The organism is Aeribacillus sp. FSL M8-0235, assembly GCF_038000355.1.
In the GTDB taxonomy this organism is placed as follows: domain Bacteria; phylum Bacillota; class Bacilli; order Bacillales; family Aeribacillaceae; genus Aeribacillus; species Aeribacillus composti.
Window position 1 is genome coordinate 3,786,293 of sequence record NZ_JBBOBW010000001.1, and the last position, 13,857, is coordinate 3,800,149.

At 38.2% G+C, this 13,857-nt stretch carries 17 protein-coding genes; 2 read left to right on the forward strand and 15 right to left on the reverse strand.

What is annotated here, in order from left to right; translation table 11 throughout:
- Positions 1 to 17: 17 nt before the first annotated feature.
- From rpsR to NSQ71_RS18355, 5 genes are all read right to left on the reverse strand, one after another.
- On the reverse strand, positions 18 to 254 hold the full coding sequence (gene rpsR / locus NSQ71_RS18335; protein WP_044748995.1) for a 30S ribosomal protein S18: 237 nt from the start codon (positions 252 to 254) through the stop codon (positions 18 to 20).
- Positions 255 to 298: 44 nt separating this feature from the next.
- Positions 299 to 796, reverse strand: a complete 498-nt coding sequence (gene ssb / locus NSQ71_RS18340; protein ID WP_094244812.1) for a single-stranded DNA-binding protein — start codon at positions 794 to 796, stop codon at positions 299 to 301.
- A gap of 66 nt (positions 797 to 862) precedes the next feature.
- Positions 863 to 1,150, reverse strand: a complete 288-nt coding sequence (rpsF, locus tag NSQ71_RS18345; protein ID WP_063387760.1) for a 30S ribosomal protein S6 — start codon at positions 1,148 to 1,150, stop codon at positions 863 to 865.
- A 103-nt stretch (positions 1,151 to 1,253) separates the two neighbouring features.
- A complete protein-coding gene (gene ychF / locus NSQ71_RS18350; RefSeq protein ID WP_063387759.1) occupies positions 1,254 to 2,351 on the reverse strand; it encodes a redox-regulated ATPase YchF in 1,098 nt (365 codons plus the stop codon).
- 148 nt (positions 2,352 to 2,499) lie between these two features.
- Positions 2,500 to 2,706 (reverse strand): DUF951 domain-containing protein, encoded by a 207-nt coding sequence (locus NSQ71_RS18355; RefSeq protein ID WP_063387758.1) that lies wholly within the window; start codon positions 2,704 to 2,706, stop codon positions 2,500 to 2,502.
- Positions 2,707 to 2,956: 250 nt separating this feature from the next.
- On the opposite strand from NSQ71_RS18355, the gene yyaC reads away from it, so the two are divergent.
- Positions 2,957 to 3,574, forward strand: coding sequence for a spore protease YyaC (gene yyaC, locus NSQ71_RS18360; protein WP_063387757.1), 618 nt, complete (start codon positions 2,957 to 2,959; stop codon positions 3,572 to 3,574).
- 13 nt (positions 3,575 to 3,587) lie between these two features.
- Here the strand turns inward: yyaC and NSQ71_RS18365 are convergent, their stop codons facing one another.
- The 10 genes from NSQ71_RS18365 to rpmH form a co-directional block, all read right to left on the reverse strand.
- Positions 3,588 to 4,442: a ParB/RepB/Spo0J family partition protein gene (locus tag NSQ71_RS18365; protein WP_063387756.1), complete on the reverse strand. Its 855-nt coding sequence runs from the start codon at positions 4,440 to 4,442 to the stop codon at positions 3,588 to 3,590.
- Complete coding sequence (locus tag NSQ71_RS18370; protein ID WP_063387755.1) at positions 4,435 to 5,196, reverse strand: ParA family protein; 762 nt, start codon at positions 5,194 to 5,196, stop codon at positions 4,435 to 4,437. The genes NSQ71_RS18365 and NSQ71_RS18370 overlap by 8 nt, the downstream gene beginning before the upstream one ends.
- 266 nt (positions 5,197 to 5,462) lie before the next feature.
- A complete protein-coding gene (noc, locus tag NSQ71_RS18375) occupies positions 5,463 to 6,305 on the reverse strand; it encodes a nucleoid occlusion protein (protein ID WP_063387754.1) in 843 nt (280 codons plus the stop codon).
- Between the two features lie 105 nt (positions 6,306 to 6,410).
- Positions 6,411 to 7,127, reverse strand: coding sequence for a 16S rRNA (guanine(527)-N(7))-methyltransferase RsmG (rsmG, locus tag NSQ71_RS18380; protein ID WP_063387753.1), 717 nt, complete (start codon positions 7,125 to 7,127; stop codon positions 6,411 to 6,413).
- Between the two features lie 36 nt (positions 7,128 to 7,163).
- Positions 7,164 to 9,050 carry a tRNA uridine-5-carboxymethylaminomethyl(34) synthesis enzyme MnmG gene (gene mnmG / locus NSQ71_RS18385; RefSeq protein WP_063387752.1) on the reverse strand — a complete coding sequence of 629 codons (1,887 nt, stop codon included), beginning with the start codon at positions 9,048 to 9,050 and terminating at the stop codon, positions 7,164 to 7,166.
- A 17-nt stretch (positions 9,051 to 9,067) separates the two neighbouring features.
- Positions 9,068 to 10,453 (reverse strand): tRNA uridine-5-carboxymethylaminomethyl(34) synthesis GTPase MnmE, encoded by a 1,386-nt coding sequence (gene mnmE, locus NSQ71_RS18390; protein ID WP_063387751.1) that lies wholly within the window; start codon positions 10,451 to 10,453, stop codon positions 9,068 to 9,070.
- Positions 10,454 to 10,912: 459 nt separating this feature from the next.
- Positions 10,913 to 11,581, reverse strand: a complete 669-nt coding sequence (gene jag, locus NSQ71_RS18395; RefSeq protein ID WP_063387750.1) for an RNA-binding cell elongation regulator Jag/EloR — start codon at positions 11,579 to 11,581, stop codon at positions 10,913 to 10,915.
- Positions 11,578 to 12,351 (reverse strand): YidC family membrane integrase SpoIIIJ, encoded by a 774-nt coding sequence (spoIIIJ, locus tag NSQ71_RS18400; protein WP_063387749.1) that lies wholly within the window; start codon positions 12,349 to 12,351, stop codon positions 11,578 to 11,580. Before spoIIIJ ends, jag begins: the two co-directional genes overlap by 4 nt.
- A 102-nt stretch (positions 12,352 to 12,453) precedes the next feature.
- Positions 12,454 to 12,804: a ribonuclease P protein component gene (rnpA, locus tag NSQ71_RS18405; RefSeq protein WP_063387748.1), complete on the reverse strand. Its 351-nt coding sequence runs from the start codon at positions 12,802 to 12,804 to the stop codon at positions 12,454 to 12,456.
- An 86-nt stretch (positions 12,805 to 12,890) separates the two neighbouring features.
- Entirely contained in the window at positions 12,891 to 13,025 is a 135-nt protein-coding gene (gene rpmH / locus NSQ71_RS18410) for a 50S ribosomal protein L34 (protein ID WP_063387747.1), read from the reverse strand.
- Positions 13,026 to 13,524: 499 nt separating this feature from the next.
- Here rpmH and NSQ71_RS18415 point away from each other — a divergent pair.
- On the forward strand, positions 13,525 to 13,857 hold a 333-nt coding region (locus tag NSQ71_RS18415; protein WP_340734385.1), incomplete at its 3' end, for a DnaA N-terminal domain-containing protein.

Consider the following 13,857-nt stretch of genomic DNA (forward strand, 5'->3'; position numbering starts at 1 on the left):
GCTGCCTTTGAAATTTCTTATTTATCATCTGCAACATAAGGAAGCAATGCCATTTGACGGGCCCGTTTAATGGCAACTGTTAATTTCCGTTGATATTTTGCACTCGTTCCTGTTACACGGCGAGGCAAAATTTTTCCGCGTTCAGAAATGAATTTTTTAAGCAAATCAACATCTTTGTAATCAATGTGCGTAATGCCGTTTGCTGTGAAATAGCACACTTTCCGGCGTTTACCGCGGCCTCTGCGTCCAGCCATTACAACTCCTCCCTTCTTTGCATTTATTCTAGACGTACAATCGGTTAAAATGGTAAATCATCATCTGAAATATCAATTGGTTGTCCATCATTAGCAAATGGATCGTCGTCAAAGTTTTGGTGGTTCTGATTATTCCGGTTTGGATCAAATGGTGCACTGCCATATGGATTTGCATTTCCTTGATTTCCTGCAAAAAATCCCGTATTATTCCCGGCTGCAGCACTCTTCGGTTCTAAAAATTGAACGCTGTCCGCCACAACCTCTGTTACGAATACTCGTCTTCCCGTTTGATCTTCATAGCTGCGTGTTTGAAGACGGCCATCAACACCTGCAAGGCTGCCTTTCTTTAAATAATTGGCTACGTTTTCCGCAGGACGACGCCAAACGACACAGTTGATAAAATCTGCTTCGCGTTCCCCTTGTTGATTTGTAAAATTCCGATTAACTGCCAATGTAAAGGTTGCAACGGCTACACCGCTGGGCGTGTATCGTAATTCGGGATCTCTTGTAAGCCGACCGACCAAAACGACACGATTCATCATTTCAGAACCACTCCTAAAATGTCTTTTAAGATGATATTACCATTTTAACACGTATATTGGAACAAATTACTCTTCTTCTTTAACAATGATATGACGTAAAATATCTTCATTGATTCTTGCCAAACGGTTAAATTCTTCAACCGCTTGAGGTGAAGCTTGAACGTTTAAAATCATGTAAATACCATCTCGGAAGTCTTTAATTTCATAAGCGAGACGGCGTTTTCCCCATTCCTTCACCTCTGTAATCTCCGCACCATTGTTCACAAGAATGCCGTTAAAACGCTCAACTAGCTCTTTTTTAGCATCCTCTTCAATGTTTGGACGGATAATATACATAATTTCGTATTTTCTCATTCTCTTACACCTCCTTTTGGTCTTGACGGCCCAATTCGGGCAAGGAGTAATTATCATTACTCACAAACCAAAATTATAGCAAAATTTTATTGATCCCGCAACATTAGACATTGAATCGAAAATGAATAATATCTCCGTCTTGAACCTCGTAATCTTTTCCTTCCAATCGAACCTTTCCAGCTTCTCTTGCAGCAGCCATCGAACCTGCCTCAATTAAGTCTGTATAGGAAACTGTTTCGGCCCGAATAAATCCCCGTTCAAAATCAGAATGAATGATGCCTGCGCACTCAGGTGCTTTCATTCCTTTGCGGAACGTCCATGCCCGAACCTCTTGTTCCCCAGCAGTAAAATATGTGGCGAGTCCCAGCAAGCTGTAAGATGCTTTAATTAATTGATCTAAACCAGATTCTTGAATTCCAAGCTCCTGCAAAAACATTTCTTTTTCTTCCGAATCAAGCTCGACCATTTCAGATTCAATTTTTGCACATACGACAATTACTTCGGCATTTTCCGCAGCAACATATTTGCGCACTTTTTCCACATATTCATTACTTCCAGAGGATATATCTTCCTCACTAACATTTGCTACATAAAGTACAGGTTTAATGGTGAGCAAATGAAGCTGTTTTACATATTTCATCTGTTCTTCCGTGAATGAAACAGAACGGGCGGGCTTTTCATTTTCAAACGCTTCTTTTAACTTCATTAAAATTTCATATTCAAACATAGCTTGCTTGTCTTTTTGTTTTGCTATTTTGGCAACGCGATCGATCCGTTTATCAACTGTTTCCAAATCGGCCAAAATTAACTCGATGTTAATTGTTTCAATATCTGCAATCGGATCCACTTTTCCGTCAACATGCGTAATATTTTCATCATCAAAACAGCGAACAACATGGCAAATTGCATCCACTTGGCGAATGTGAGACAAAAATTTATTGCCAAGGCCTTCTCCCTTGCTTGCCCCTTTGACAATTCCTGCGATATCAGTAAATTCAAATGTTGTCGGAACCGTTCTTTTCGGCTTAAATAATTCTGAAAGCTTTTGCAGGCGATAATCAGGCACTTCAACAATTCCTACGTTCGGATCAATGGTGCAAAACGGATAGTTCGCACTCTCGGCCCCCGCTTGTGTGATCGCATTAAACAGCGTTGATTTTCCAACATTCGGAAGACCAACAATACCAGCAGTTAATCCCATGAATTTTCCACTCCTCTTTTTGTACGGACACTATCTCATCAACTAATCTTCACCCATTATAGATAGGAACAAGAAAAATGACAAGCTTTCATCCTCCAAATCGATCAGCTCTATAAAAAAAAGACTGCCGATTTAAGGCAGCAGTCTTTCATTGTTGCTTCTCACTATGTTTTTCAATGACTTTTTTCATCTTTCTTACAAATTCTTTTCTCGGCATGAGAACACTATGGCTGCAACCTTCACATTTAATACGGATATCCATTCCCATTCGGATCACTTTCCAGCGATTTTCTCCGCAAGGATGAGGTTTCTTCATTTCAACAATATCATAAAGGTCAAATTCCTTGTTAACCATCTAAGCCGTCATCATCCCTTCCTTAAATATTCCATTTATAGCAAACATACAGTATATCTTTTTAGTTAAAGCGAAAAGCCATCTATACTTAGATGGCGCCATGATAGATTTATTTTAACAAGTTTTGTATTTGATTTGTACCTTTCATCAAGCCAATTCCGTTTGAAGGTATAAACACTATTCATTTTTAGGTATAGAAAATTTAAATATTCCGTATACTGGTAATACTATTTCAGGGGGTGAATGGCCGATGAATGTAAAAACAAATTTTTTCCCTTATAAAAAAGAAAAAGAAAGAATCTTTTATCATCATACAGATGCTGTTACTAAATTATCACTAAAAATTGGAAGTCTTATACCAAAAGAACATCAAGATTCCATCGTCGTTTTATGCATTGGAACAGATCGTTCAACAGGAGATGCGTTAGGTCCGATAGTCGGAACGAAGCTAATGGAACAAAATTTAACTCATGTTCATATATTTGGGACTTTGAAATCTCCGGTTCATGCTGTCAATTTAGGAGAAACGATTGAGACAATAAACAATCAGTTCGAACATCCCTTCATCATTGCTGTGGATGCTTGTTTAGGTCTCTATCAAAACATTGGTTCTTTTCAAGTAGCGGAGGGTCCCTTAAAGCCAGGTGCAGCTGTCAATAAATCGCTTCCGGCGGTCGGAGACATGCACATCACCGGAATCGTTAATGTCAGCGGCTTTATGGAGTTTTTTGTTTTGCAAAATACGAGGCTCCATCTTGTTATGAGCATGGCTGACGTCATCTCAGCAAGTTTGATCAATACCTTCAATTCTATAAGGGAATCTGAACAATCAAACGTATCGCTATTTCGAAGAGGGTTTGAATTTTAGCTGTTCTTCAACATCAAGATGATACTTTTACATCCAACAGTTCTAAAATACGCACCAAATCTTCTTTCGAAAAAAACTCAATCTCTATTTTACCTTTCTTCTTTTGCTGCTTAATGGAAACGGATGTTCCAAATTTTTCTCGTAAAAACGATTCTTGTTCACGTATAAAAGCATCTTTTTTCTCTATCTTTTTCTTTGTTTCACGTGAAACACTTTCATTCATCTGCTGCACTAACTGTTCTACTTGCCGGACATTTAAATTTTCTTTTAAAATTTTATTCACTAAATATTCAAGTTTCTCTTTTTTCTTTATGCCAAGCAATGTTCTCCCATGACCCATTGATAGCTTGCCTTCAGATATCAATGTTTGGACGAACGGTGGAAGGCTTAGGAGCCGCAAATGATTGGCAATATGCGGACGGCTTTTGCCAAGACGTTTTGCCAATTCTTCTTGTGTAATGTTCAAATGCTCCAAAAGCGATTGGTACGCTTTCGCCTCTTCGATCGGGGTTAAATCTTCCCTTTGCAAATTTTCTAATAGAGCGATTTCCATCATTTGCTCATCTGTCAACTCTTTCACAACTGCCGGAACTGTCTTAAGCTTCGCTTCTTTTGCTGCTCGATAACGGCGTTCACCGACTACAATTTCATAGCCTTTTATGCTCTTTCGGACTATCAGCGGCTGTAAAATTCCGTGCTGCAAAATGGATTGCTTAAGCTCTTCAATCGAACCAGGGTCAAATGTTTTTCGCGGTTGATAAGGATTTGGACGTAAATCCCCTATTTTAATATCTTGCACCACTTCTTCCTTATTCAGTTCTAAATTGGCAAAAAGTGCATTAATTCCTTTCCCTAATCCTCTAGCCATTTGCCACCACTTCCTTTGCTAATTCTAAATAAACCTCTGCTCCTTTGGATCTTGAATCATAAAGGATAATAGGCTGTCCATGGCTCGGTGCTTCACTAAGCCGCACATTTCGTGGAATAATGGTTTGATACACTTTGTCTTGAAAGTATTTTTTTACCTCATCAATTACTTGAATGCCTAAATTAGTCCGCGCATCAAGCATTGTCAGCAATACACCTTCAATCATCAAATCCGAATTCAAATGTTTTTGAACCAACCGAATAGTATTTAACAGCTGGCTTAATCCTTCCAAAGCATAGTACTCGCATTGAACTGGAATAATGACCGAATCCGAAGCCGTTAGCGCATTGAGTGTTAAAAGTCCGAGCGAAGGCGGGCAATCTATTAATATGTAATCATATTGCTGCTTCACTGGTTCAAGCGCTCTTTTTAATCGGACTTCACGGGAAATCGTCGGAACTAATTCAATTTCAGCACCTGCAAGTTGAATAGTTGCTGGAATCACATCAAGATTTTCAATCTGTGTTGTTTTAATGACTTTTTTTACATCTGCATCCTCTACTAAAAGATCATACACACAAAGGTCGACATCCGCTTTTTCAATACCAACCCCACTTGTCGCATTACCTTGAGGGTCTATATCGACTAATAGAACCCGCTTTCCTGTGTATGCTAAGCAAGCTCCGAGGTTAACGGAAGTTGTTGTTTTTCCAACGCCGCCTTTTTGGTTCGCTATGGAAATGATCTTACACACGGTGTCACCTGCTTTCTCCTACTTCAAATGTTCTATTGTATTTTATTTTATCACGAAAATGCTTAATTGTAGGTGATATCTTTGGGGATGTTTCACAAACTTTTTTCTTTTGTAGGTGGAAATGCTAGGAATTCATCCTTTTTTCGAAAAAAATAAAATATTGTCGTATTTCCCGGAAAATAATTTGTTGCTGTCGAACATTCTGTCCAAGTCTTTTTGCTAAGTTTTTTTATAATAAAAAACTCTTCACGAAAAAGTGTGAAGAGTTATTTTGGAATTTTGATCGTTAATTGTATATAGTTTTCAAATTCTTCTTCTTTTGAATCTATTTTAACTCCTGTTTCAGCCACCATAGTCAAAGATTTCCGAATCGTATTCAAAGCAATTCTCGTATCTCTGCTGAAAGCTTTTCTTTTCGGTTTTTGCTTTTCTTCTTTTTGGTCTAACATTTTAACTACGCGATCTTCTGTTTGTTTAACATTTAACTGTTTTTCAATAATTTCGTTTAACAATTTAATTTGCAATTCATGATCTTTTAAAGGAATGAGTGCTCGCGCATGACGTTCCGTAATGGATTTGTTTAACAATGCCTCTTGAACTTCTTTTGGGAGCTTCAGCAGACGTAGTTTATTGGCAATCGTCGATTGTCCTTTTCCAAGCCTTTGAGCTAGCGCTTCTTGAGTCAGCTGATGGAGTTCAATTAATTTTGCATAAGCAACTGCTTCTTCAATGGCTGATAATTCTTCCCGCTGCAAGTTTTCAATTAAGGCGATTGAAGCGGTTTCTTTATCATTATAATTTTTTACTATAGCCGGAATTTCCATCCATCCAAGTTTTTTGACAGCTCTCCATCTTCTTTCCCCGGCAATAATTTCATACCGTTCATCCGTTTTTCTGACAACAATCGGCTGTATAATGCCATGAGTTCGGATTGTTTGCGCCAATTCATCAATTTTATCTTCAGAAAAAACAGTTCTCGGCTGAAATGGATTAGGGACGATCTCATCAACAGGAATATGCAAAATTTCTTCTTTTACATCTTTTTCTTCTTCAAAGTCCGTCACATCTTTTTCCCCAAAGCCAAATAATCGAGAAAAAGGATGCTTCATATGCTGACACCACCTTTAGAAACTACCAGCATTTATTAAATTTCTCGTTTTCTAGACAAATTTCCTGCTAAAAATGACAAACAAAAAATATTATTTTCGAACAAGTTACTCAATAGGCATTTTATTTGGTGTGCCGGGCTTCCTAGGATACTTTTTCGGAGTAGCACGATGTTTATGAATCACAATGATATTGCGCTGACTTTTTTCAATGGGCAATTGAAAGGAATGAATCGTCTGGACTTGTCCGCCAAATAATGAGATCGCTTTATTTGCCCCTTTTAATTCTTCTTTTACCGATTGAGCCTTCAATGCCAAAAAATCACCATTTACTTTCACGAGCGGGATACAAAGTTCACTTAGTACGGATAATCGTGCTACAGCCCTAGCTGTCACGATATCAAAAGATTCCCGAAATATTTTCTTTTGACCGAACGTTTCCGCACGATCGTGGTATAAAAAGACATTTTCCAAATTTAGTTGAGCAGTTAAATGCTCTAAAAACGTAATTCGTTTTTTCAAAGAGTCAACGATTGTCAACTGCAAATGAGGAAAGCAAATTTTCAGCGGAATGCCGGGAAAACCAGCACCCGCTCCAACATCGCAAACGGAAAGAGGTCTGTTAAAATCATAAAAAAAAGCAGCCGAAATAGAATCATAAAAATGTTTGATATACACTTCTGTCCGATCCGTTATGGACGTCAAATTCACTTTTTCATTCCATTCCGTTAGGAGCTTAAAATATGCTTCAAATTGTTCCAATGCTTGTGAGGAAAGTGAAATCCCTCTTTCCTCCAGCAACGTTTGAAACTGAATACTGTCCATCGCTCTATCCTTTCGTCTCCATTGTAATAAATCTCTTTATTCATTAGACACGCGGGCGATACGGCCTTGTTCCAAATAAACAAGTAAAATAGAAATATCCGCCGGATTGACGCCTGATATGCGTGAAGCCTGTGCAACTGATATCGGCCGAACCTGTTTTAATTTTTGCCGCGCTTCTGTTGCAAGTCCATTGATAGCGTCATAATCAATGTCTTCTGGTATTTTTTTGTTTTCCATGCGTTTTAATTTCTCTACTTGCTGCAACGATTTTTCAATATATCCTTCATATTTGATTTGAATTTCTACCTGCTCCTCCACTTCTTTAGGCAAAGCTTCACTTTCGGTAAGCATTTTTATATGTTCATAATTTATTTCTGGACGCTTCAAAAGGTCTGAGGCACGGATGCCGTCTTTTAACGGACTTCCTCCGACTTCTTCAATCAATTTTTGAGTCTGTTCATTCGGCTTGATAATGATGGAACGGAGGCGTTTTTTCTCATTTTCTATCGCTTCTTTTTTGGCCAAAAACTTTTCATACCGCTCTTTTTTAATCAAACCGATTTTGTATCCGAGTTCTGTCAAACGCAAATCCGCATTGTCATGGCGAAGGAGAAGACGGTATTCGGCTCTTGATGTTAAAAGACGGTATGGTTCGTTCGTTCCTTTTGTCACCAAATCGTCTATTAATACACCGATGTAAGCATCAGAACGGCTGAGAATGATCTCTTCTTTATTCAACGCTCTTCTAGCAGCATTAATACCGGCCATAATTCCTTGACCAGCTGCTTCTTCATATCCTGAAGTTCCGTTAATTTGTCCTGCCGTATATAAATTTTTCACTTTTTTCGTTTCTAGCGTCGGCCATAGCTGCGTTGGTACGATCGCATCATATTCAATGGCATATCCAGCTCTCATGATTTGTGCATTTTCAAGCCCCGGAATGGTAGATATCATACGGCGCTGTACATCTTCCGGCAGGCTTGTAGAAAGCCCTTGAACATAGACTTCTTCCGTATTACGGCCCTCAGGCTCCAAAAAGATTTGGTGGCGCGGTTTATCATGGAAACGGACAATTTTATCTTCAATAGACGGACAATAACGAGGTCCTGTCCCTTTGATCATACCAGAATACATGGGCGATCTGTGCAAATTTTCGTCAATGATTTTATGAGTTTCACTGCTTGTATACGTCAGCCAACAAGGAAGCTGATCGGTAATATATTTCGTTGTTTCGTAGGAGAATGCACGCGGCTCCTCGTCTCCAGGTTGAATTTCTGTTTTGCTGTAATCAATGGTTTTACTGTTGACTCTTGGAGGTGTCCCTGTTTTAAAACGAACAAGTTCGAATCCAAGCTTTTCTAAATGCTCTGACAGCTTAATGGACGGCTGTTGATTGTTTGGTCCGCTTGAATAAGAAAGGTCGCCGATAATGATTCTTCCACGCAAAAACGTCCCTGTTGTTAAAACAACTGTTTTCGAACGGTATTCGGCTCCTGTCTGCGTCACGATCCCTTTGCATATACCGTCTTCTACAATTAATTCTTCGACCATTCCTTGAAGCAATGTTAAATTTTCTTCCTGCTCCAGCGTCTTTTTCATTTCCCTTTGATATAAAACTTTATCGGCTTGTGCCCGAAGTGCACGAACAGCAGGTCCTTTTCCTGTATTTAACATTCTCATTTGAATATATGTTTTATCAATGTTTTTTCCCATTTCTCCGCCAAGCGCGTCAATCTCACGGACGACAATTCCTTTTGCCGGCCCGCCGATTGAAGGATTACATGGCATAAAAGCTACCATATCCAAATTAATGGTCACTACTAATGTTTTAGCACCAAGCCTTGCAGCCGCAAGACCCGCCTCACAGCCCGCATGACCTGCGCCAACCACGATTACATCATACTCACCGGCTTGATATCGCATCAAATTCACACCCTTTCCTATTTACCTAAGCAAAATTGCGAAAACAACTGATCAATTAAGCTTTCATGTACACTGTCGCCAATAATTTCGCCGAGGAGTTCCCACGTTCTTGTTAAGTCGATTTGAACAATATCGATTGGGACGCCTTGTTCTATTCCCTCTATAGCCTCTTCAACAGCTTTTTTGGCCTGAGATAACAACGCAATATGGCGTGTATTGGAAACATAAGTTAAATCATCTGCTTGAAGATCCCCTTTAAAAAACAAAGAACTGATCTGTTGTTCCAATTCATCGATCCCTCTATCTTCCTTTAAGGAAGTGGTCACAATTGGATGCCCATTGGCAAGCTTCTGCACTTCATCCATATCGATTTTCTTCGGCAAATCAGTTTTATTGACAATGACAATAAAATCCGTTCCCTTCACGGCTTCAAACAATTTTTTATCTTCTTCCGAGAGCTCTTCGTTATAGTTTAGCACAAATAAAATTAAATCAGCTTCTTTCAATACCTGTCGGGATCGTTCCACACCGATTTTTTCTACAATGTCTTCCGTCTCACGAATTCCAGCCGTGTCGATAAGACGGAGAGGAACACCTCTCACATTGACATATTCTTCTATTACATCCCTTGTCGTTCCTGGTATATCAGTTACAATCGCTTTATTTTCATGAACGAGTCCATTGAGCAAAGAAGATTTGCCAACGTTTGGCCGCCCAATTATAACGGTTGATAAGCCTTCCCTCAATATTTTCCCTTGGTTAGAAGTTGAAAGCAGTTTTTCAATTTCGTCTCGCACGTACGAAGCTTTTTCAATTAACATATTATGTGTCATTTCTTCGACATCATCATATTCGGGGTAATCGATGTTGACTTCAACATGTGCGAGCGTTTCAAGAATTTCCTGACGCAGCCGTTTGATGCGCTTTGAAAGACGGCCTTCCATTTGCCCAAGAGCAACATTCATTGCTTTATCGGTTTTAGCCCGAATTAAATCAATCACAGCTTCCGCTTGAGACAAATCAATTCTTCCATTTAAAAATGCTCTCTTCGTAAATTCTCCTGGTTCCGCCAAACGAGCGCCGTGCTTAAGAACTAGCTGCAAAACGCGGTTAACTGTTACGAGACCTCCATGGCAATTGATCTCAACAACATCTTCTCTTGTAAATGTTTTAGGCGCCCGCATGACAGAAACCATCACTTCTTCAACCATTTCTTGCGTATCGGGATCAATTATTTTTCCATAATGAATCGTATGGGTTGGAACATCTTTTAATTGTTTCTTTGCAGGGCTTTGAAAAATGCGATCCGCAATGTCCACCGCCTCATCGCCGCTTAATCGGACAATCGCAATGGCTCCCTCTCCCATCGGGGTGGAAATTGCTGCTATTGTATCAAATTCCATTGTCTCACCTCGCTTTTTGTTGCGATCTATCATAAACCAATCCGGCAGTTGTTTTCATTCACCAAAGTTTAAAAATACCATATAGTCTAGAAAAAAGAAAAGCACAATGTTTATCCACAAAAAAATTATCTAATTTATTATTTTAACTTATCCACATGTTCATAACAATATTTCGCTACTTTTCACTTATTCACAATACCGTAACGTTTAAGAAACAAGCCAGATAATCTTCCATGGGGTTAGATCTGCATGTCTCGTAATTCAAAATAATGAAAAACGAAATGATTTGATAACTGGAGAAACAGCTTAAAAAACTGCTGGGCTTGAAAAATCAAAGAGGTACCAAAAAAGTTGAAGAGTCTTTAATAGAGGTTGACAGAAACCGAAAATTCCTTTTTAAAGACATCTATTTGGAGGCTAAAAAAAATGATGAATTGGCTTTCCAATTCATCAAAAAACTTATTTTGGTGCGATGACGACATATCGATTGGGCTCTGTTCCGACTGAATACGTTTGAACCCTTTCATCTTCCATTAACGTTGAATGAATGATTTTTCTTTCAAAAGAAGGCATGGGCTCCAAAGAAAATTCCTTATTTGTTTTTACAACTTTATCTGCCAATTTTACCGCCAATTGAGTCAAAGTCTCTCGGCGCTTTTCACGATAATTTTCAGCATCCAAAATAATGGGTACGTAATCGGTTGACGTTTTATTCGCTACAAGCTGTGTCAAATATTGCAAGGAATTTAACGTTTGTCCTCTTTTTCCAATTAGAATTGCCAAATTTTCCCCTTTAATATTAAAATACGCTGTTTTTTCTTCAAGTTTAATATCAACGGAAGCTGTAATTCCCATTTCTTTTATAACCTGCTCAAGGAAATTTTTCGCCTCGTCCAATGGATTAAGGTCCGTATTCTCGTTCCATTTTAACAAAGCACCCGTCAATTCGCTTGTTTCCTTTAATTTCACATGGACAATGGCAGGTTTTTGGCCAAATATCCCAAAAAGCCCTTTTTTTCCTTCATCGATAATTCGAATATCCACTTGTTCCTGCTCAACATTTAATTCTTTTAAGGCTTTCTTCACAGCATCCTCAACGGTCTGTCCAGTAGACGTTATTTCTCTCACTTTTGAGCTCCTCCTGCCTTTTCAGAAGCTTTGCGTATATCTGAACCTTTGATCACAAGAGTTTGGACAATCATAAAAATATTTCCGACTACCCAATAAAGTGATAAAGCTGCTGGGAACGACACCGCAAAAATGACAATCATAATCGGCATCATCCAAAGCATTGTTTGCATTTGCGGATTTATGTTTTCTGTTCCTGCCATCATTAATTTTTGCTGAACAAATGTCAAAATGCCTGCTAAAAGAGGTAGAATAAAATAAGGATCTCTCTCACCTAGATCGAACCATAAAAAGCTGTGTTCAGCAATTTCCCGGGTTCTCATAATGGCATGGTAAAATCCAATTAAAATTGGCATTTGAATTAATAGTGGTAAACAACCGGCAAGAGGATTAACACCATGCTTTTGAAATAAAGCCATTGTTTCTTGTTGAAGCTTTTGCTGTGTTTTTTGGTCTTTCGAACTGTATTTCTCACGCAACTTTAAAATTTCCGGCTGAATTTCCTGCATGGCCTTTGAATTTTGAATTTGTTTGATCATTAACGGCAAAATCGCTAATCGAATTAAAATGGTTACGATGATAATGGATAAACCATAATCATTTCCAAATAGCTGCGCAAAATATGTAATTAACCAAGAAAGCGGATAAACAATGTACTGGTTCCAAAAACCTTCACTGTCTTTTGTAATCGGTTCATTTATTTCCGTACACCCGGACAAAACAGATGCTAGTCCAAGAATAGCCAGCAATAATACTATTCGCTTCTTCAAAAAAACTTCCTCCTAACAAATTCTATATATCATAATTAAAAATAATCCGTTTCCATTCAAAAAGTATTTTACCATCTTTTTTGTAAAATTGCTTTTGATTTCTTAATGATTTTTTGTCTGATAAATGTTCATTTTTATAAAAAGATGAACAAGACTTTTTTTTACCTCATGATAATTCATTTGCGCAGACGGTTTCCTCGCAATAATAATATAATCCTTCCCTTTAGCGATATTGTCCTTCTCTTCTAAAAATACTTGACGAATCAAACGTTTTACTTTATTTCTCGTCACGGCATTGCCAATTTTTTTACTGACAGACAGCCCGATCCGAAAATCTTTTATATCCGGCTGATCAAGCATATAAATAACGAACTGTCTATTCGCCATTGACTTTCCTTTTTGAAATACTTTTTGAAAGTCCTTATTTTTTTTTATCCGGTTCCTTTTTTTCATTCCATTCACTCCGACTCTCCGATTTACTCGAGAGATCAAGTAACTTCATTTTGTGTAAAAAAGACCACTGACTTTTTTTCAGTGGTCTACGCTGATAATACTTTTCTTCCTTTACGGCGTCTCCGAGCTAAAACCTTTCGACCGTTTTTTGTGCTCATCCGGCTGCGGAATCCGTGAACTTTGCTGCGTTTTCTTTTATTTGGTTGATATGTTCTTTTCATTCTATGACACCTCCCCGAGGATTAACTCTAAAAAGACAGTCTTTCTAATTATAGTAAAGGAATATCCTAATTGTCAACTAAGGTCCATTGTACTATCGGCAAACAACATTGTGGATATTTTTTTATAAAAAATACAGTTTTACAGCAATTATCGACATTTTTTTCACACATTTATCGACATGTGAATATTTTTTTCAACAGCATGTTGTCTTGTGGATAAACTTTCAAAACCCATTGCAACACATAGGTTATTTTGATATGATATTTGTGTTTTACCTCTGAATATCTTTCATTTATCATTATATTATCCACACGTTGTGGATAAATTGTGGAAAGTTGTTAACGGCCCTGTGAAGGAAGTTTTCCACACTCTCTGAATTTTGTAGAAAAGTTATTTTTCTACTATATTAAATATTTTTGTGCAAACATATGTGGAATGCATATTTATTCATTGTTCATTTTTTACAGCCGATGTAAAGGAGGGTGACCCCAAAGAGCCATGGAGAACATAGAGGACTTGTGGAATCGGGTGCTTGCCGAAATTAAAAAAAAGGTCAGTAAACCGAGCTTTGATACCTGGCTAAAATCTACAAAAGCACACGCTTTACAAGGTGATTTGCTCATCATTACTGCTCCAAATGAATTTGCGAGAGATTGGTTGGAATCCAGGTACCTGCATTTAATCGCGAACACAATATATGATTTAACAGGAGAAGAAATCGGTATAAAATTTATCATTCCGCAAAATTTGACAGACGATGAATTTATGCCTAAAGCCCCCATTAAAACATCGCCAAAAAAAGGGGAAGAGACAAATGAATTTCCCCAAAAC

What these genes read in the sequence shown, in the direction of transcription:
- rnpA (WP_063387748.1), bottom strand. Translation starts at nt 12,804, where the DNA reads ATGAAAAAAAGGAACCGGATAAAAAAAAATAAGGACTTTCAAAAAGTA.
- rpsF (WP_063387760.1), bottom strand. Translation starts at nt 1,150, where the DNA reads ATGAGAAAATACGAAATTATGTATATTATCCGTCCAAACATTGAAGAG.
- mnmE (WP_063387751.1), bottom strand. Translation starts at nt 10,453, where the DNA reads ATGGAATTTGATACAATAGCAGCAATTTCCACCCCGATGGGAGAGGGA.
- mnmG (WP_063387752.1), bottom strand. Translation starts at nt 9,050, where the DNA reads ATGCGATATCAAGCCGGTGAGTATGATGTAATCGTGGTTGGCGCAGGT.
- rsmG (WP_063387753.1), bottom strand. Translation starts at nt 7,127, where the DNA reads ATGGACAGTATTCAGTTTCAAACGTTGCTGGAGGAAAGAGGGATTTCA.
- yyaC (WP_063387757.1), top strand. Translation starts at nt 2,957, where the DNA reads ATGAATGTAAAAACAAATTTTTTCCCTTATAAAAAAGAAAAAGAAAGA.
- ychF (WP_063387759.1), bottom strand. Translation starts at nt 2,351, where the DNA reads ATGGGATTAACTGCTGGTATTGTTGGTCTTCCGAATGTTGGAAAATCA.
- rpmH (WP_063387747.1), bottom strand. Translation starts at nt 13,025, where the DNA reads ATGAAAAGAACATATCAACCAAATAAAAGAAAACGCAGCAAAGTTCAC.
- noc (WP_063387754.1), bottom strand. Translation starts at nt 6,305, where the DNA reads ATGAAGCATCCTTTTTCTCGATTATTTGGCTTTGGGGAAAAAGATGTG.
- rpsR (WP_044748995.1), bottom strand. Translation starts at nt 254, where the DNA reads ATGGCTGGACGCAGAGGCCGCGGTAAACGCCGGAAAGTGTGCTATTTC.
- NSQ71_RS18365 (WP_063387756.1), bottom strand. Translation starts at nt 4,442, where the DNA reads ATGGCTAGAGGATTAGGGAAAGGAATTAATGCACTTTTTGCCAATTTA.
- ssb (WP_094244812.1), bottom strand. Translation starts at nt 796, where the DNA reads ATGATGAATCGTGTCGTTTTGGTCGGTCGGCTTACAAGAGATCCCGAA.
- NSQ71_RS18355 (WP_063387758.1), bottom strand. Translation starts at nt 2,706, where the DNA reads ATGGTTAACAAGGAATTTGACCTTTATGATATTGTTGAAATGAAGAAA.